The sequence below is a fragment of the Roseibium hamelinense genome (assembly GCF_007830545.1).
GTDB lineage: Bacteria > Pseudomonadota > Alphaproteobacteria > Rhizobiales > Stappiaceae > Roseibium > Roseibium hamelinense.
Genome location: NZ_VLLF01000004.1, coordinates 25,266 through 43,906, shown reverse-complemented (window position 1 = coordinate 43,906; position 18,641 = coordinate 25,266). Strand labels below are relative to the sequence as shown.

Genomic DNA, 18,641 nt, shown 5'->3' with positions numbered 1-18,641 from the left:
CGCCGTTTTTGCTGAGAGTTCAGATCTCGCTTAAGAACAAAGCGGCCCGTACTGCTGCAGATGCTCGATTTTCCACACCAAGTTTCACAAAAATCTGTTCAAGGTGCTTATTCACCGTACGCGGACTAAGGCAGAGGATTTCTCCGATATCTTTGTTTGCCTTTCCATTTGCAATCCACAAGAGCACTTCTGCTTCGCGGGCTGTGAGCAAAAATCGTTCTTGGAGACGATCCGTGGCGTCCGGTCGCATATCGGTCGTCATTCGGAATAGGTGTTCGTCCGTTTCTACAGCGCCAATGTAGTAAAAATGAACACTCCGGCCGGATAGCGATGCAGTGTGGACCACCTCACCTCGACTTAAATTCCGGTGGCGCGTCATCGCTTGAACGCGACGTGACAACGCTAGGGTTACGTTGAATAAAAAGAGCTCGCCGTCATCCGCGTTTCCCAGTTCGTTTCTTATTTGCGGAGTCGTCCAAAGCAAATCTCCAGCACTGGAAACAGCAACAATGTGCCGACCCGCAGCATCCAGCGCCACCCTGGTCTTGCGGACAGTCCGCGCGTTTGTCAGATGAACCCGGATCCGGGCTTGCAACTCCTCGACATTTATCGGCTTGGAAAGAAAATCCACACCTCCTGATTCCAAGGCATGGACAATATGTTCCGTTTCACTCAACCCGGTCATGAAAATGATTGGCACATGTTCAAATGATGCTCTCGACTTAATCTTCCGGCACGTTTCAAACCCGTCGAGGCCAGGCATTACAGCATCCATCAAGATGATGTCGGGCGTTATTTTCTCGACTATGGACAAGGCGGTTTCACCGCTTGTTGCAACAAGCACGGTGATGCCGGCACGCTCGAGCGCTTCTGTTAAAAAGCCGAGTGTTTCGGGCGTATCATCAACGACCAACACTGTATCTTTCGGCTTCTCAGTCATGTCGCTCTAACTCATCAAGTGCGAACCTGAAAGCCTCGAGATCAAAACGCTCAAGATGGCGTTCTAAAAGGTCCAATCCCTGCGCTTGTCTGGCGTCGTTCCTAAGAAACTGCAGTTTCTCCCTTAGGCCTCGCACATGCCCAATATCAGCCATGGCTTTAAGCTCGTTTACATGTTCGGGCGCGATCGATGATGTTGGCTTCTCCGCACCTAGCAAATGGTTCCCTGTAGGTTGGGACACTTGCTGTTTGTTTGCAGCACGATTGCTCGAGACCCACCTTAAATGGTGATCCAACTTTTCGAGCAACTCGGCGACATTGACAGGCTTTGTCAGCACATCGTTGTGGAAGGTCGAACTGGAGGCACCCAAGGCGTTATCAGCTGTATTTGCCGACAGCATTATAATAGGGGCCGTTTCCCCCGCTAACCGGAGGTGCTCGGCAAGATCCCATCCATTCATTCCGGGAAGTAAAATATCCAGAAGATAAAGATCGGGTTCATACCGATCCCAGTTTTTAAGCGCTGTTTCTGCGTCCGGAACAATCAGGACGTCTAAACCGGCTGGTTTCAGGAGATCGGACAAAAGGGACTGGTGGTCTGGATTGTCCTCAACCAATAATACCTTGCGTTCGGAGCCGCTGCGCCGAAAACAGGTGGACAGATTGTCCACTTCAATTTCTGGATGCTCAACCACAGACAACATCACACGCACTTCAAAAACGCTGCCCGAGCCAACCTCCGAAGACAATGCAATTGCCCCGCCCAAAGCATCGGTCAAAAGCCTGCTGATAGTCAGCCCAAGCCCCAATCCCGGCTTTCTGTTGATTTTTGTTTGCTGCGTGCGGCCAAACGGCTCAAAGATCTTGGCCTGTTCATCAAGTGCGATACCGGGACCGGTGTCTGAAATCTTGAATCGCGCAACTTGCGAACGATAATCGACAGAAAGGCAAACACTGCCGGCCTCTGTGAATTTGATGGCATTAGAGAGCAAATTGACCAGGATTTGCCGAAGCCTTTTTTCGTCGGTGCGAACAAATGCTGGCAAATTCGGAGCAACCGTGTAGCGAAACTCAAGTCCTTTGCTCTCGGCTTGCATTTGCATCATCCCGACGATTTGGGACAAGAAGTCAGACAGATCAATTCGGCTCATATGAACCTGCAGCCGTCCGGCCTCGATCCGGGAGATATCGAGCAGACCATCAATCAAGCCGGACAGGTGATCGGCGCTCCTGCGGATCGTGCCGATCGCCTTTTGCCGGTCTTCAGGGATGCGGCTGTCGCGTTCCAGAAGCTGGGCGTAGCCGAGCACGGAATTTAGCGGCGTGCGCAGTTCATGGCTCAACCCGATTACGTACCGGCTCTTGGCCTGGTTGGCTGCGTCCGCGTCTTCCTTTGCCTTTTGTAGCGCTGCATCCGTGATGCTGTGCGCATCGATTTCCTGCTGCAGCAACGCGTTCTGGCGGGCGGATTCTTCTTCGGCGACAACGCGGGTGTCGTGAGCCAGAACAAGGAACCAAGCGGCCACGCTGCCGGCGATCGCAAGAACGAAAAAGATCAGCGAGATGGTCTGGTCAAGCGCTGCGGCATTGCCGGGGAACCGTGTCACGGCCTGAAGCCGGATGACCCACAGAACAGCACCAAGCACCGCGACCGAAAACAGCACCGTCAGGCTGTAGCGCCCGAGGCGCGATCCGAACCCGGCGATCAGGCTTTCCGGCATGAGCCGTTTCGCAAAGGCCTCGATCTGTGCGCCGATCCGTGCCTTTGGCTTGCACATGTCGTGGCAGCGGGCATCGAGCGAACAGCACAGCGAGCAAATCGGCGCCCGATAGGCCGGGCAATAGGCCATGTCCTCCGGTTCGAACGGATTTTCGCAGATGGAGCACGGAATGCTGTCCGCCTTGGCCCAACCGGCCCGCGGCTTGCGGGCAAGGTAAAAACGGCCCCCGGTGGCCCAGGCGATGAGGGGCGCGGTGACGAAGGCAACGCCCATGGCGATGAAGGTGGCAAGCGCCCCGGCCAAGGCGCCAAATGCGCCAAAATGGGCAGCAAGTGCTAGTCCCGTTGCCAAAAGCATGGCCCCGGTTCCAACCGGGTTGATGTCGTGGAGATGAGCCCGCTTGAACTCTATGCCCGGTGGCGCGAGCCCTAGCGGCTTGTTGATGAACAGGTCCGCGGAAATGGCGGAGAGCCAAGCCATGGAGATGATGGAAAAGACCCCGAGGGTTTCTTCCAGCAACCGGTAGATGCCCAGCTCCATCAAAAGGAGCGCGATACCGACATTGAACACCAGCCACACAACCCGGCCCGGATGGCTGTGCGTCAGACGGGAGAAGAAATTCGACCACGCCAGGGATCCGGCATAGGCGTTCATCACGTTGATCTTCAGCTGCGCCACGACGACAAACGCGGCCATCAGAAGCGTTGCGAACAGCTCGTTCGGGATCATGTACCCGAAGGCAACGGCATACATGCGCGAGGGCTCATCCGCGTGTTCGACCGGCACACCATGAGACAGCACCAGAACAGCCAAGAATGAACCCGCAATCAGCTTCGGTGCGCCGAGGACAACCCAGCCTGCTCCGGCCAGAAACAGGCCCAACCTGTGCCGGCGGCGCAGGTGGTCGCGTTCGGGCAAGAACCGCAGAAAATCGACCTGTTCCCCGATCTGGGCCATCAGGGCGAGAATGACGGACGCCCCGGCGGCAACGGCAACGACGTTCAGCGTGTCCCAGCCGCCGGCCTCGCGGGGCACGCCGGTCGAGGGATCAATCCCGCCGAAGGAGAGCCATGTCCCGACCGCTTGCCAATCCGTGAAGGCGATAAAGACGAACGGCAGAATGTTGAGCACGATCCAAAAGGGCTGTGTGACGATCTGAAACCGGCTGATCCATGTAATGCCATAGGTGACCAGCGGAATGACCGCCACCGCGCTCAGGATATAGCCGAGCCACAGGGGAATGCCGAAGGCAAATTCGAGCGCGCTCGACATGATCGAGGCTTCAATGGCGAAGAGAAGAAATGTGAAACTGGCGTAGATCAGGGACGTGATCGTCGATCCGATATAGCCAAACCCTGCGCCCCGGGTCAGAAGGTCTATATCAACCCCGTGCCGCATGGCCGTGCGGGCAATCGGGAGCCCGACAAACAACAGCACCGCGCACCCCACCAGGATCGCGACAAAGGCGTTCGCGGTGCCGTGTGACAGGGTAATTGCACCGCCAATGGCCTCTAGCGCCAAAAACGAAATGGCCCCGATGGCGGTCTGCGAGATGGCCCGTGAGGAAAAGCGGCGGGCCTTCTTGGCGGTGAAGCGCAGGGCATAGTCTTCCAAGGTCTGGTTATTGACCCACTGATTGTATTTCCGCCGCACCGGCAAAATGCGCTGCCGGGCGGTCATGCCTCTGCCTCTTTTGTCGTCACACGCCCATCCCTTGTGCAGCGCACCCTTTGGCGCGCGACGGCATAGCCGCCCGTTCCCTGCGTTTGCCGCGCGCATCGGTCAAACATTGCACGGTTCATGCCGGTTTGCCGGGCTGCGGCCACAGCAAGCGCGGGCCGCTTACGTCAATTGACGTATGTTGCGGCGCAAAAACTCTGCGCAGCATGGTTTCCCGACGGCGGTGCTTGCCACGCGCCGGGGCCGGACAGGGAACCCGGCCAGTCAAAGCACAGAGGGGAAGATCATGAAAAAGACAGCAACGGGGATGGCACTGGCCGCCCTCCTGGCGACCACCATGCTCGGCGGCGCGCAAGCTCAGGAAGACACGATCAAGGTCGGCATCCTGCACTCGCTCTCGGGCACGATGGCGATCTCGGAAACCACCTTGAAAGACGCCATGCTGATGCTCATCGAAGAGCAGAACAAGAAGGGCGGTCTTCTGGGCAAGCAGCTTGAGGCCGTCGTCGTTGATCCGGCGTCCGACTGGCCGCTCTTTGCCGAAAAGGCGCGTGAGCTGATCGAAGTGAACGACGTTGATGCGGTCTTCGGCTGCTGGACCTCCGTGTCGCGGAAGTCCGTTCTGCCTGTTTTCGAAGAGCTGAACTCGCTTCTGTTCTATCCCGTCCAGTATGAGGGCGAGGAAAGCCAGCGGAACGTGTTCTACACGGGCGCTGCCCCGAACCAGCAGGCCATCCCGGCGGTTGATTACCTGATGAACGAGGAAGGCGTGGAACGCTGGGTACTGGCCGGCACGGACTATGTTTATCCGCGCACGACCAACAAGATCCTCGAAGCCTATCTGAAGGCCAAAGGTGTCGCCGAAGAAGATATTATGATCAACTACACGCCGTTCGGACACTCCGACTGGCAGACGATCGTCTCCGACATCAAGAATTTCGGCTCGGCCGGCAAGAAGACAGCGGTGGTTTCCACCATCAACGGTGATGCCAACGTTCCGTTCTACAAGGAACTGGCCAATGCCGGCATCAAGGCCGAGGACATCCCGGTTGTCGCCTTCTCCGTCGGTGAAGAGGAACTGGCCGGTCTCGACACGGAGCCGCTCGTTGGCCACCTTGCGGCGTGGAACTACTTCCAATCCGCCGATGCCGACATCAACTACGACTTCATCGACACATGGCACGCCTTTACAGGCGACGAGGAGCGCGTCACTAACGATCCGATGGAAGCCCACTTCATCGGCTTCAACATGTGGGTCAACGCTGTCGAGAAAGCCGGCACCACTGATCCCGATGCCGTGATCGACAGCATCATCGGCGTGACGGTGCCGAACCTGACCGGCGGATATTCGGCCATGATGCCGAACCACCACATCACCAAGCCTGTTCTGATTGGCGAAATCCAGGATGACGGCCAGTTCGAGACCGTTTGGGAAACCTCCGGCCTTGTTCCGGGCGATGCCTGGTCCGACTACCTGGAAGGCTCCAAGGACCTGATCGCCGACTGGCGCAAGCCCATGTCCTGCGGCAACTTCAACGTGAAGACCGGCAAGTGCGGCGGGTCTGAAGGCTGATCCCTTCAGCACTTTGTGGGGTGGGCGCACTGGCTCACCCCACAGACACGTTTTCAAACCGGACATTGGGTCTGTGAAGCAGTGTCAGATCTGACTCGCGAGACTGATGCGGTTTGAAACGACAGGTCCGGTCCTGCAGCGGCGCGGCGTGCGCCGGTCCGCAAGACCGAAGACGAGACGTGAAACTTCCAAGCCGGTGGACCGATGCCCTATTTGAAATCCCTGCTGGTCGTCCTGTGCCTCTTGATCCTTCCTGCCGGATCGGCGCATGCGCAAGAGGATACCGAAAGCCTCAGGCCGTTGATCAACGAGCTTGCAGGCGGCGGTTTTTCCGAGACCGAACAGCAACTTGGTGTTTTGGCCGCAACGGGCAATCCCGGCGTGGTTCCCGCCCTTGAAGCCCTTGCCGACGGCGACCTTTATGCGCGCAAGAGCGACGGCGTGGTGTTCATCGGTGAGCGGGACGGCCGCGTTTACAAGCTGACCGATCCGCTGACCCTTGAACCTGCTGGCGAAGAGCGCCGCCGCGACATGAAAAAGATCAAGGTCAACAATGGCCTGCGCCGGGTCATCCGCACCGCGCTTGGAACCCTGACCCTCATGGCTCCGGACCCGGCCACCCGGCTGGCGGCTGCTGACGCCATGTTCAAGGCGCAGGACCCGGGATCGATCGAGGCGCTCGATCTCGCGCTGACGCAGGAAACCGAGCCCAGGGTCCGCCGCAAGATGGAAGCCGCACGCGCGGCCGCAGTTTTGAAGTCGGATAAGCCCGAGGCGGTCAAGCTTGGCGCCATCGCGACTCTCGAGGCGCTTGGTAACCGGGACGCGCTGTCCGTCCTCAGCGGTTTCTTGCCGGAGGCGCAGGGCGCCGAAGTGCCGGCAACTGAAACGGCCATGGCCCGCATCGACAAGACACTGGCGGCCTGGGGCGCGGCCGAGAATGTCTGGTACGGCATCTCTCTCGGCTCCGTCCTGCTCCTTGCTGCCATCGGCCTTGCCATCACCTTCGGTGTGATGGGCGTCATCAACATGGCCCATGGCGAGATGGTCATGATCGGGGCCTATGTGACCTTTGTCGTCCAGGAGATCATCCGCACCTCGGCTCCCGGTCTGTTCAATTACTCGCTGTTCATGGCCCTGCCCCTTGCCTTTCTCACGGCAGGCCTGGTCGGGATCGCGATCGAACGCGGCATCATCCGGTTCTTGTATGGCCGTCCCCTCGAAACGCTTTTGGCGACCTGGGGCGTCTCGCTCATCCTGCAGCAGGCGGTCCGATCCATTTTCGGGCCGACCAACCAGGAAGTCGGCAACCCGGACTGGATGTCCGGCGCATTTGAGCTTGGCCAGATGACGATCACCTACAACCGCATGTGGATCGTTGTTTTCTCGCTGCTGGTCTTTGCCGGACTGATGCTGGTGCTGAAGAAAACCCCTTTCGGGCTCTACACCCGGGCTGTCACACAAAACCGGCGGATGGCGGCGTCCATGGGTATCCGGACCCCCTGGATCGACGCCCTCACCTTCGGGCTCGGGTCAGGGATTGCCGGCATTGCAGGGGTGGCTTTGTCCCAGATCGACAATGTCTCGCCCAATCTCGGCCAGGGCTACATCATCGACAGTTTCATGGTGGTGGTCTTTGGCGGGGTCGGAAACCTGTGGGGCACTCTGGTCGGCGCGATGACACTCGGCGTGGTCAACAAGTTCCTTGAGCCTTATGCAGGTGCGGTTCTGGCCAAGATCCTGGTGCTGATCTTCATCATTCTCTTCATTCAGAAGCGTCCAAGGGGCCTGTTCGCCCTCAAGGGCCGGGCAGTTGACGCATGATGACGTCCTTTCTCTTCCGCGCCCTCGACAAGAACGCCGCGCTGTTTCTCGGGCTCCTGACCGCAATCATTGTCGCGGTCCCTGCACTGAACCTGCTCTTGCCGCCGGACCATCCCTTGCATGTGCCGACTTACGCGGTCACGTTGATGGGCAAATACCTGACCTACGCCCTGCTTGCCCTGTCGGTCGATCTTGTGTGGGGCTATTGCGGCATCCTCTCCCTCGGGCACGCGGCCTTCTTCGCGCTGGGCGGCTATGCGATGGGGATGTATCTCATGCGCCAGATCGGCACGCGCGGTGTCTATGGCGACCCGCTCCTGCCCGATTTCATGGTGTTTTTGAACTGGGACACCCTGCCCTGGTACTGGTACGGCTTCGACATGTTCTGGTTCGCGGCGCTGATGGTTCTGCTTGTGCCCGGACTGCTCGCCTTCATCTTCGGCTGGTTTGCATTCCGGTCACGGGTCAGCGGCGTGTATCTTTCGATTATCACGCAGGCCCTGACTTACGCGCTCCTGCTCGCCTTCTTCCGCAATGACATGGGCTTCGGCGGCAACAACGGCCTGACCGACTTCAAGGACATCCTGGGCTTCGATGTCCAGGCCGACACCACGCGCGCGGCCCTGTTCGCCGCCTCCGGAATCGCGCTCGGCCTGTGCTTCATCATCTGCCGGGCCATCACCCGCTCAAAACTCGGCAAGGTTCTGGTTGCCGTGCGCGATGCGGAAAGCCGGACGAGGTTCCTCGGCTACCGGGTTGAACACTACAAGCTGTTCGTGTGGACAATCTCGGCCATGATGGCCGGGATCGCCGGGGCGCTTTATGTCCCCCAGGTCGGGATCATCAATCCGGGGGAATTTGCACCGGCAAACTCCATCGAGGCAGTGATCTGGGTGGCTGTCGGCGGTCGGGGGACGCTGGTCGGGGCGGTCATCGGCGCGGTGCTGGTCAACTTCGCAAAGACCTGGTTTACGGCGGCCTTTCCCGAGTTCTGGCTGTTCGCGCTGGGCGGTCTGTTCGTCTTCGTCACACTGTTCCTTCCGAAGGGCATCGTGGGGACCGTCACCGACAACTGGGCGAAGGTCTCCCGCCGCAAGCACGCAGTGGATGAGCGCCCCGGGGATACCCCCTCCACCCGCCCTGCACCGAACCCCGCGGAGTAAGTCATGACCCGGCAAACAAGTCTTCTCTATCTGGACGGCGTTTCGGTCTCGTTCGACGGGTTCCAGGCACTGAACGAGCTTTCCCTCGTGATTGCACCTGGCGAAATGCGCGCCATCATCGGACCGAACGGCGCCGGTAAAACCACGATGATGGATGTTATCACCGGCAAGACACGCCCCGACACCGGGGATGTCTATTTCGACGGCGTGATCGACCTGACCGGCGAGGACGAAGCCTCGATCGCCGAACTCGGCATTGGGCGGAAATTCCAAAAACCCACGGTTTTCGAAAGCCACACAGTCCGGGATAATCTGGACCTTGCATTGAAAGCGCCGCGGGGACCGTTTCAGACCCTGTTCCACACCATCACCGGCGCGGAGACGAAACAGATTGCCTATCTGCTCGATCTGATCCGGCTGACCGACAAGCAGAGCGAGCTGGCGGCCAATCTTAGCCACGGCCAAAAACAATGGCTGGAAATTGGGATGCTCCTTGCCCAGGATCCGAAACTCTTGCTGGTCGATGAACCGGCGGCCGGGATGACCGATGCGGAAACAGAAGAAACAGCCGCTCTTTTGAAAGACATTGCCGAAGATCATTCCGTAGTTGTCGTGGAGCACGACATGACCTTTATCCGCTCGCTGGAGGTGAAGGTCACAGTGCTGCATGAAGGCTCGGTCCTTGCCGAAGGCTCGCTCGATCATGTTTCGGCAGATCCGCGCGTTGTTGAAGTCTATCTGGGGCGGTGAGCCATGCTGAATGTCGAAAACATTGATCTCCACTACGGTGCTGCGCAGGCGCTCAAGGGCGTCTCTCTCACCGCAGAAATTGGACAGGTGACCTGCCTGATGGGCCGCAATGGCGTTGGCAAGACGTCAACGCTGCGCGCCATCGTCGGCCAACATGCGATCAGCGGCGGACGCATTGAGTGGGACGGTGCGGATATCTCGCGGCTGAAACCGCATGCAAGAGCCAAGCACGGCATCGCCATCGTGCCGCAGGGCCGTGAGGTCTTCCCACTGCTAAGCGTCAAGGAAAACCTGCAAACCGGTTTTGCCCCGCTTCCCTGGCGGGAGCGAACCATTCCGGGCACCGTGTTTGAGCTGTTCCCGGTCCTGAAGGACATGCTCAACCGGCGCGGCGGCGATCTGTCCGGCGGTCAGCAGCAGCAGCTCGCCATCGCGCGCGCTCTGGTCACCCGCCCCCGGCTTCTGGTTCTCGACGAGCCCACCGAGGGCATTCAGCCGTCAATCATCAAGGATATCGGACGGGCCGTCGACTTCCTGCGCGCGCAAGGCACCATGGCGATCGTTCTGGTGGAACAGTATTTCGAGTTCGCCCGTGATCTTGCCGACCGGTTCGCGGTGATGGACAGGGGAGAGGTGGTTCTGTCCGGGGAAGCGGCCGAACTCGAAGAGCAAGAGGTCAAGGCATTCTTGACCGTATAACTGTTTGAAGCGGGCCGGCCATGCGTTTCCGAGATCGATTGCAGGCTTCGGAACACCGCTGCACTAAAAAAGACCCTATCCCGCAATAAATCATTACTGTCCGCCGAGCGACTGATCCCACCCAGAGGTCCCTCATCTATCGAGTAGGGCAAAGTTAGCACCTGACCGCGATACGTTTCGGTTCAGTGGTTTCAGGAATGTCGGAAAAAGCACGCCGGGTTCGGTTTCAGCCGCGCGGCGCAGCCGCAGCGCGCGCAAGCTCATCTCAAGCAAACAGAATGTGGAGTTTGAAATGACTGCAGCTGCGCGCGCGCGAACCGGCGGGCGGGCCGGACGGCGGGCTGTCCGCACCGCCCCCGATCACACAATGCTTCCCGGATTGTCACGCAACCTGCCGCTTTGCGAGCCGCTTGATGAAGAACAGGTCCGCAAGCTGGACGATGCGTCCATGGCGATCCTGGAAGACGTCGGGATTGTCTTCCGCGACGAGATTGCGCTGGAAGACTGGCGCAAGGCCGGCGCTAAGGTGAACGGCGAGCGGGTCTATCTGGACCGGGGCCTTGTGCGCGAGTTGATCAAGACAATCCCGTCCAGCTTCACTTATCACGCGCGCAACCCGGCAAAGAATGTCTCGCTCGGCGGAAATCACAGCATCTTCGTACCGATGACCGGAGCACCGTTCATCTGCGATCTGGACAATGTGCGGCGCAATCCAACGCTGGACGATCTGGCGACATTTCACAAACTGAGCCACATGCTGCCGGCGCTGCACTCAAGCGCGCATCATATCGTTGAACCCTACGATCACCCCATCAGCCACCGCCATCTGCGCATCACCTACTCGTCGATGAAACATTCGGACAAAACGTTCATGGGTATGACCACCAGCCCAAAGAACGCCGAAGACGTGATGGAGATGTGCGCCATACTGTTCGGCGAGGATTATCTGGAAGACCATCCGGTGACGACTGGAAACTGCAACGGCAACTCGCCGCTGGTGTGGGACGAAACCATGCTGGGCGCCATGCGCGCGTTCTCAAAACGCAATCAGCCAGTGCTGTGCTCGCCATTTGTTCTGGGCGGGGCCAACACGCCGGCCTCTGTGGTTCCGGCCGTCGCGCAGCTGAATGCCGAGGCCTTGAGCGCCCTTGCCTACACCCAGGTGATCCGCACGGGCGCGCCGGCGATTTATGGCCACTACCTGTCGACTGTCTCCATGCGCTCCGGCGCGCCTATGGCCGGTACGCCGGAAATCAGCCTAATGAACTTCATGATCGGGCAATTGGCGCGCTTTTATAACATCCCCTGGCGCACCTCCGGTTCGCTCGGCGGCGCAAAGACCTTCGACGCGCAAGCGGGCTATGAAAGCGCAGCTACGTTGAGTGCCGTCATTCACGCCGGAGCGAACTACATCTGGCACGCCGCCGGCTGGAACGAGGCGGGCATGCACTGCTCCATCGCCAAATTCATTGTCGATGCCGAGCAATGCGCCATGGTCTACCGGATGGCAGAAGGGCCTCGCTGGGACGATTTCGATGAAGGTCTTGCCGCTGTGCGCGATGTTGGGCCGGGTGGGCACTATCTTGGCCACCCGCACACTCAAGAAAACTTCCAGCGCGCTTTTTTCATGCCAGAAATGTTCGACAACAACTCTATCGAACAATGGAAGGCGGAAGGCGGCACAGAGATTACCGAACGAGCGCTCGCCCAAGCGCACAAACTGCTGTCCGAATACCAAGAACCCAAGCTGGATGAGGTAAAGAACGAAGCCTTGCTCGACTACATCGCCCGTCGAGAACGCGAGATCCCGGCGGCCGATGCCCTGAACCAGGATCACTGACTCCCCTGCCTCGGCGGCGCCAGGTATCTTTGTCCGGTGCAGCTGCTTTTTAAAGGCACTCCGCCATGCGCGTTTCTGAAATCCACGTCTATAGCCACGCCTTGCCGGTCAAGGACGGACCATACGTCATGGCCTCGACCGTTGTGCACGAGCTTCAAACCACATTGGTCAAGATCATCGACGAGACCGGCACTGCAGGCTGGGGAGAGACCTGCCCGGTAGGTCCCGTTTACGCGCCCGCGCACGCGGCCGGAGCGCTGGCGGCAATCAAGGAAATCGCACCCGGTCTGATCGGCGCAGACATAACCGGTCTGCGCGCTTTTCAACGGCTGATGGACAAGCGACTGAACGGCCATGCCTATGCAAAGGCCGCCTTCGACATTGCCGCCCATGATCTTCTTGGGAAACGCACAGGGCTCTGTGTTGCCGACCTTCTGGGCGGGGCAATGACCGGCAAAGTGCCCTCCTATTTCGCCTCGGGCGTCGGCTCTCCGGAGGACATTGCCCGCATTGCCAAGGACAAGGCAGACCAGGGCTTCAAACGCATGCAGATCAAGGTCGGCGGCCGCGCAGTCGATCTAGACATTGAGACGATCCGCAAGGTTTGGGAGACGGTCGGCACAAGGATGCGCCTGGTCGCCGACGGTAACCGGGGCTGGACATCACAGGAGGCGTTGCGTGTGAGCCGCTCCTGTCTCGACATTCCGATCGTTCTGGAACAACCCTGCAACACGATCGAAGAGATCGCCCGCATCCGCCACCAGTTGGGACACGGGGTCTATCTGGATGAATCAGCGACCGATATTTCCGCAGTGGTGCGCGCCATCGGCGACGGGATCTGCGACGGCTTCGGCATGAAACTGACACGGATTGGCGGGTTGCAACCCATGTCCGTGTTCCGCGACATTTGCGAAGCGGCAGCCCTGCCCCACACCTGCGATGACAGCTGGGGCGGTGACATTATCGCCGCGGCCTGCGTTCAGATCGCGGCAACGGTGCACCCGAAATTTCTCGAAGGTGTCTGGGTCGCCCAGCCTTTCATTGAAGGCAACTATGACAGCCGGAACCCGGTCAGTATCGTTGATGGCCATTTGAAAGTCCCGGACGGACCCGGCCTCGGTGTGGTCCCTGATGAAGACCTGTTCGGGGCGCCGGTCGCGTCCTTCTAGGCCGTTTGGACCAATCGGAGACATTATGCGATTTTCAGGTAAAAAAGCTCTTGTGACAGGCGCTGCTGGGGGGATTGGTCAGATAATTTGCGCCCTGCTGCGCGCAGAAGGCGCGAGGGTTGCTGCCGCCGACAGGGATTGCTTGGCCATCGAAGCGGAAGCGATCCTGTCAGGCGACCTGCGGGAGCAAGCCTATGCAGACGGCTTGCCGCGGGCTGCCGCTGACGCTCTGGGCGGCCTCGACATCATCATCAATAACGCCGGCGTTATCACCCGGGGCCCGATCACGGAGACAAGTGATGCTGACCTGGCACTCTCCTTGGGTGTGAACGTCGAGGCGCCGTTCCGGATCTGCCGGGCGAGTATTCCGATCCTGGCAGACGCTGGCGGCGGCGCGATTGTCAACACGGCCTCTTGCTGGGGCGTGCATCCCGGGCCCAATCATGCGGTATATTGCATGACAAAGGCCGCCGTTGCGTCCCTCACCCAGTGCATGGGACGGGACCATGCGCACCAAAACATCCGCATCAATGCGGTATGCCCAAACGAAGTCGACACGCCGATGCTGCGCACCGGATTTCAAAAGCGCGGCTTTGATCCGGAAACAGCCATTGAAGAATTGGGCAAGACCGTCCCGCTCGGACGCGTTGCCACCGCGCAGGACATTGCAGAGGTCGTGTTGTTCCTGGCGTCCGACGCTGCCCGCTACATGTGCGGCGCACTAGTCGAGGTCAATGGCGGGAAACCGGTCGGATGAGGCGCTTTGAAGACAAAGTCGTTCTGGTTACGGGCGGGCGCAGCGGAATCGGCCAGGCAATCGCGCGCCGGCTCGCCAGTGAGGGGGCGCATGTGTTTACAGCTCAGCGCGGGCCGGATGCGGAGTTTGAGGGCATTACCGCTGATTTTGCCGATCCGGAGGTTCCTGCAAAGGTGGTTGCGCACGTGGCAGCCCGCACCGGGCGCCTTGATGTTCTGATCAATAACGCCGGCCGCATGGAAGAAGCTGCGATAGAGACCATGGACCTTGCCGCCTGGCAGCGGAGCCTTGCCATCAATTTGACCGCCCCGTTTCTGATGATCAAAAACGCGCTGCCGTATTTAAAGGAGGCGCGCGGCGCAATCGTCAATACCGGCTCGATCGAAGCACTGGGCAGCAACCCGAAACATGCCGCCTATTGTGCTTCGAAAGCCGGATTGCACGGGCTGACCCGTGCTGTTGCCGTTGATCATGGCAAAGACGGAATCCGCTGCAATGCCGTTGCACCAGGCTGGATCGACACGGATCTCAACAACAATTTTATCGAGAGTATGTCTGATCCGGAGCGGTTCCGGCGGAATGTTGACAGAATCCATCCACTCGGTCGGACCGGCACACTGGACGAGGTCGCAGCACTCGTGGCCTTCCTTGCCGCCGAAGAGAGCGGGTTTGTAACGGGCCAGGTGTTCACGGTCGATGGCGGGCGTATGGCACGCCTCAGCTTGCCGTGACCTCAATCCACTTGACCTGAAACGGCACTGCCCCCGTTGAGATCGCCCTTTGACGAGCAGATAACAGGTCTGCATTCGAAATGCGCTAGGACGTGCCGAGGTACCATCCGGTTTCCAAAATTCGGGGTGCGTCATGATAAACCCGCTGCAAGGCGCGCAGGTGGTGCTATGATCAACCCCATACCAATGGGGAACAGGACGAACATCATGAAAACGACAGGGAATTTAACGCGCGGGAACGGGCTGTCGCGCCGGACGTTGCTGGCCGGCGGCGCCGCATTGACGGGCCTTGCTGCGACCGGAATTGGCTTGCGCCCAGCGCGTGCCCAACAGCGCGGCGGGACAATCAAGGTCGCAAAGGGCCACGGCCAAACAAACGACTCGCTCGATCCGGGCACATTCATCAATGGCTTTACAGTGGCGCTTTCCTACGGCATGCACGGATTTTTGACCGGTGTTGCGACGGACGGCTCGCTGGAGCCCTCGCTCGCCGAGAGTTGGGAGGCCAGTCCCGACGCCAAATCCTGGCGTTTCAAGATTCGCAACGGCGTGGTATTTCATTCCGGCAAACCGCTGACCCTCGAAGACATCGTGGTGTCGATCAACCACCACCGCGGCGACGACACCACGTCGGCGGCGGCACCGCTTGTAGCCGGCATCACAGAGATCCGAACGGAAGGCGATGACACGGTCGTTTTCGATCTAGAAAGCGGCAATGCGGACTTCCCATTCGTCTTCACCGACTACCATCTTGCCATTCTCCCAGCAAAGGACGGCAAGGTGGACTGGCAGGCAGAGGACGGCTGCGGCCCTTACAAACTGGTCGAATTCGATCCGGGTGTCGTTGCCCGCTTTGAACGCCACACCGATGACTGGAACGATCAACGCGGCTTTTTCGAGGCCGTGGAAATGCTGTCGGTGGTCGATCTGAACGCCAGGACCACGGCGCTTGTGTCCGGGCAGGTTCACTCGATCGACAAGCTCGACCTTAAAACGGTCGGTCTGCTTGGCCGCCGGCCCGGCATCAAGATCAACTCCCTGGCCGGACCGCAGTACTATACTTTTGCGGCACACACCAACACGGCGCCGTTTAACGACGTGAACGTGCGCCAGGCGCTCAAGCACGCGATCAACCGGGAAGACATTGTCGAGAAAATCCTGTTCGGCCACGGCACGGTCGGCAACGACAACCCGATCGGACCGAGCTACCGGTTCCACAATCCAGACCTGCCGCAAATTCCGTTTGATCCCGACAAAGCCAAGTTCCACCTCAAGGAAGCCGGGCTGGACGGACTTTCCGTAACGCTGTCCGCAGCGGATGCAGCCTTCCCCGGCGCTGTTGACACGGCTGTGCTTTATCAGGATTCGGCCAAGGCAGCCGGTCTCAACATCGAGGTGAACCGCGTTCCCAATGATGGCTACTGGGCGGATGTCTGGTTGAAGCACCCATTCTGTGCGGTCTATTGGGGCGGACGCCCGACAGAAGACCAGATCTTTTCAACCGCCTATGCCGAAGGGGCGGCCTGGAATGAAACGAAATGGTCGAACGCACGCTTCAACGAGCTGCTGGTGGCTGCCCGCGCAGAACTCGACGAAGAAAAGCGCCGGGCGATGTATTTCGAGATGCAGGAATTGGTTACGATGGACGGCGGAACGGTGCTGCCGATGTTCGCAAACTATGTCTTCGCCAACTCGGACAAGATCGTGCACGGTGAAATGGCCTCGAACTACGATGTGGACGGCGAGCGCTGGATGGAGCGCTGGTCTTTCGCATAAGACTCACGGACGGCCGGGGTTATCATACTCCGGCCGGATCCTCGCGCTGAAATGCGGTTCGGATGGCCTGTTTCATGGCACGGGCTGCATCAGACATTTGGCCCGCGCGTGTTCCCATGACCAAATGCGACACGGGCGTTGGACCGAGCCCGGCTTCTGGGCCAAGGACTTTCAGCGGCACGTCAATCGAGGACCGCCCCAAAAGCCCGATGGCAACGCCTGCCGCCACCGCCGCCTTGATCCCTTCAACGCTTTGACTGGAGTAAACAACCTGGAACCGTCGGCCCGCCTGGGTCAGCGACCGGACGGCAGCCTCCCGCCACCAGCAAGCCTGATCGAACAGCGCAACCGGAACAGGGTCTCGTGTCCATAAGTCTACGTGGGCGACACCGGCCCAAACGGTCGGATCCTCAAAAATCACCTCCTCGCTGCTGGACGGTTCGGCAACCTCATGGACCGCAAGATCGAGCCGGGCCTGATCCAGGAGACTGGGAAAGGCGATACTGAGGGAACAGTTTACCTCCAGCTCCACTTTCGGATGCGATTGGGCGAAGGCCGCGACAATGCCGGCCAGCCGGGCCCGGCCATGATCGTCCGGAATTCCCAGCCGCAGTTTTCCCCCAAGCGCGTCTGACGTGATGTCCCGGTAGGCCGCATCCAAACGGGCGAGAACATCCTGCGCCACCAGCACAAGCCGTGTACCGGCATCCGTTAGCCGGACACCGCGCCCGGTGCGCTCAAACACTGGCTGTCCCAAAACTTCTTCCAAGCGTTTGATTTGCATGCTCGTGGCCGACTGCGACCGCCCGATGCGGAGCGCTCCGTCGGTGACGCTGCGGGTCTCGGCGACAGCAAGAAACGTCCGCAACAGGTCACTCTCAAGGGCAGCCATTCAAAATCCAGATATCTGAAATCCAAAATATTCGATAATCCTATAACGCAACTGCGCCTATCCTGTCACCTGCCCCCACGTGCACCTTGGAGAAAGACGCATGACACAGCCCGCAGCCCCGCATGCACCGGCCCGGAACCTTAGAATCTTACTATTGGCCGGCTGCCTTGCGGTCGGCGCTGTAGTGATCGCGCTGTGGCCGACCTTCATGTTTTCCGGCCTGCTTTTCTCCGTGCAGGGCCTGATCGACGTTGCGCCACTCGTCATTCCCGGCATTCTGATTACAGCCTGGATCATGTCGAGTGGCGCCGACCGGTTGATCCGAAGCGCTTTTCAGGGCCGTGTTCTGACATCGGTGATTGCGGCTTCCGCCCTTGGCGCGGTCACGCCGGTGTGCGGCGTGACGGTGTTGCCATTGATGGCCGGCTTGCTTGCTGCGGGAGTTCCGTTCGCTCCGGTGATGGCGTTCTGGCTGTCCTCCCCGATCACCGATCCTGCAATGCTTGCGACAACCGCTGCGACATTGGGCATTGCCTTTGCCGTGGGCAAAACAGTGGCCGCCTTCGGTCTCGGGCTGTTCGGCGGCGCGTTAACGGCCGTATGGGGTCCGTCCGGCGGCGGGCAGGCCGTGCTACGGCCCAACCGGCTGACCATGGACCTGAGCGCGCCATCATGCTGTGGACCCGCCTCGTTCAATCCGCGCATATGGGAACACGCTGGTCGGCGGGCTAGCTTTATGAGGCAGGCGGCTGCAACGACGAAACTTATTCTGATCTGCTTGGGTCCGGCCTTTTTCGCCGAATATGCCCTGAACGCAGCGCTAACCCCCGGATCGCTGGCCCACTATGTCGGTCCCGACAAGTGGTGGGCGATCCCGGCGGCGGTTTTTGTCGGCGCGCCTGCCTATATCGACGGATACGCAGCCCTTCCGCTGACTCGCGGTCTTCTCGACAACGGCATGTCGCAGGGTGCGGCCATGGCTTTCCTGGTTTCGGGAGGGACCGTCAGCATCTGGGGCGCACTTGCGATCTTTCCCGTTCTAAAGCTGCGGCCGTTCGGACTGTATCTCGCGCTGGCGGTAACTGGATCGCTCCTGGCAGGTTATGCCTTCGACTGGATTGTCTAGC

14 protein-coding genes are annotated in these 18,641 nt (G+C 59.6%); 11 read left to right on the top strand and 3 right to left on the bottom strand.

The genetic code is table 11. The features are described from left to right. Nucleotides 1-19: 19 nt before the first annotated feature. The gene (locus JM93_RS09540) at nt 20-940 is read right to left on the bottom strand and encodes a response regulator transcription factor (protein ID WP_145342720.1); all 921 of its coding nucleotides are present in this window, start codon (nt 938-940) and stop codon (nt 20-22) included. After that, entirely contained in the window at nt 933-4,340 is a 3,408-nt protein-coding gene (locus JM93_RS09535; RefSeq protein ID WP_145342718.1) for an ATP-binding protein, read from the bottom strand. Before JM93_RS09535 ends, JM93_RS09540 begins: the two co-directional genes overlap by 8 nt. A gap of 286 nt (nt 4,341-4,626) precedes the next feature. Here JM93_RS09535 and urtA point away from each other — a divergent pair, with 286 nt between their 5' ends. From urtA to JM93_RS09485, 10 genes are all read left to right on the top strand, one after another. Beyond that, complete coding sequence (gene urtA, locus JM93_RS09530; RefSeq protein WP_145342716.1) at nt 4,627-5,913, top strand: urea ABC transporter substrate-binding protein; 1,287 nt, start codon at nt 4,627-4,629, stop codon at nt 5,911-5,913. A 204-nt stretch (nt 5,914-6,117) separates the two neighbouring features. After that, complete coding sequence (gene urtB, locus JM93_RS09525; protein ID WP_145342714.1) at nt 6,118-7,737, top strand: urea ABC transporter permease subunit UrtB; 1,620 nt, start codon at nt 6,118-6,120, stop codon at nt 7,735-7,737. Next, entirely contained in the window at nt 7,734-8,900 is a 1,167-nt protein-coding gene (urtC, locus tag JM93_RS09520; protein WP_145342712.1) for an urea ABC transporter permease subunit UrtC, read from the top strand. Before urtB ends, urtC begins: the two co-directional genes overlap by 4 nt. Before the next feature lie 3 nt (nt 8,901-8,903). Next, nucleotides 8,904-9,650, top strand: coding sequence for an urea ABC transporter ATP-binding protein UrtD (gene urtD / locus JM93_RS09515; RefSeq protein ID WP_145342710.1), 747 nt, complete (start codon nt 8,904-8,906; stop codon nt 9,648-9,650). Between the two features lie 3 nt (nt 9,651-9,653). After that, on the top strand, nt 9,654-10,349 hold the full coding sequence (gene urtE, locus JM93_RS09510; protein WP_145342708.1) for an urea ABC transporter ATP-binding subunit UrtE: 696 nt from the start codon (nt 9,654-9,656) through the stop codon (nt 10,347-10,349). Between the two features lie 292 nt (nt 10,350-10,641). After that, nucleotides 10,642-12,189, top strand: a complete 1,548-nt coding sequence (locus tag JM93_RS09505; RefSeq protein ID WP_145342706.1) for a trimethylamine methyltransferase family protein — start codon at nt 10,642-10,644, stop codon at nt 12,187-12,189. Nucleotides 12,190-12,254: 65 nt separating this feature from the next. Then, nucleotides 12,255-13,358 (top strand): mandelate racemase/muconate lactonizing enzyme family protein, encoded by a 1,104-nt coding sequence (locus JM93_RS09500; RefSeq protein WP_145342704.1) that lies wholly within the window; start codon nt 12,255-12,257, stop codon nt 13,356-13,358. 25 nt (nt 13,359-13,383) lie between these two features. Next, nucleotides 13,384-14,115 carry an SDR family NAD(P)-dependent oxidoreductase gene (locus tag JM93_RS09495; protein ID WP_145342702.1) on the top strand — a complete coding sequence of 244 codons (732 nt, stop codon included), beginning with the start codon at nt 13,384-13,386 and terminating at the stop codon, nt 14,113-14,115. Continuing rightward, entirely contained in the window at nt 14,112-14,846 is a 735-nt protein-coding gene (locus JM93_RS09490) for an SDR family NAD(P)-dependent oxidoreductase (protein WP_145342700.1), read from the top strand. Before JM93_RS09495 ends, JM93_RS09490 begins: the two co-directional genes overlap by 4 nt. A gap of 207 nt (nt 14,847-15,053) precedes the next feature. Further along, the gene (locus JM93_RS09485) at nt 15,054-16,622 is read left to right on the top strand and encodes an ABC transporter substrate-binding protein (protein WP_145342696.1); all 1,569 of its coding nucleotides are present in this window, start codon (nt 15,054-15,056) and stop codon (nt 16,620-16,622) included. Between the two features lie 22 nt (nt 16,623-16,644). On the opposite strand, the gene JM93_RS09480 is transcribed toward JM93_RS09485, so the two are convergent. After that, nucleotides 16,645-17,514 (bottom strand): LysR family transcriptional regulator, encoded by an 870-nt coding sequence (locus tag JM93_RS09480; RefSeq protein ID WP_145342694.1) that lies wholly within the window; start codon nt 17,512-17,514, stop codon nt 16,645-16,647. Nucleotides 17,515-17,614: 100 nt separating this feature from the next. On the opposite strand from JM93_RS09480, the gene JM93_RS09475 reads away from it, so the two are divergent. After that, on the top strand, nt 17,615-18,640 hold the full coding sequence (locus JM93_RS09475) for a permease (protein WP_145342692.1): 1,026 nt from the start codon (nt 17,615-17,617) through the stop codon (nt 18,638-18,640). Nucleotide 18,641 lies beyond the last annotated feature (1 nt).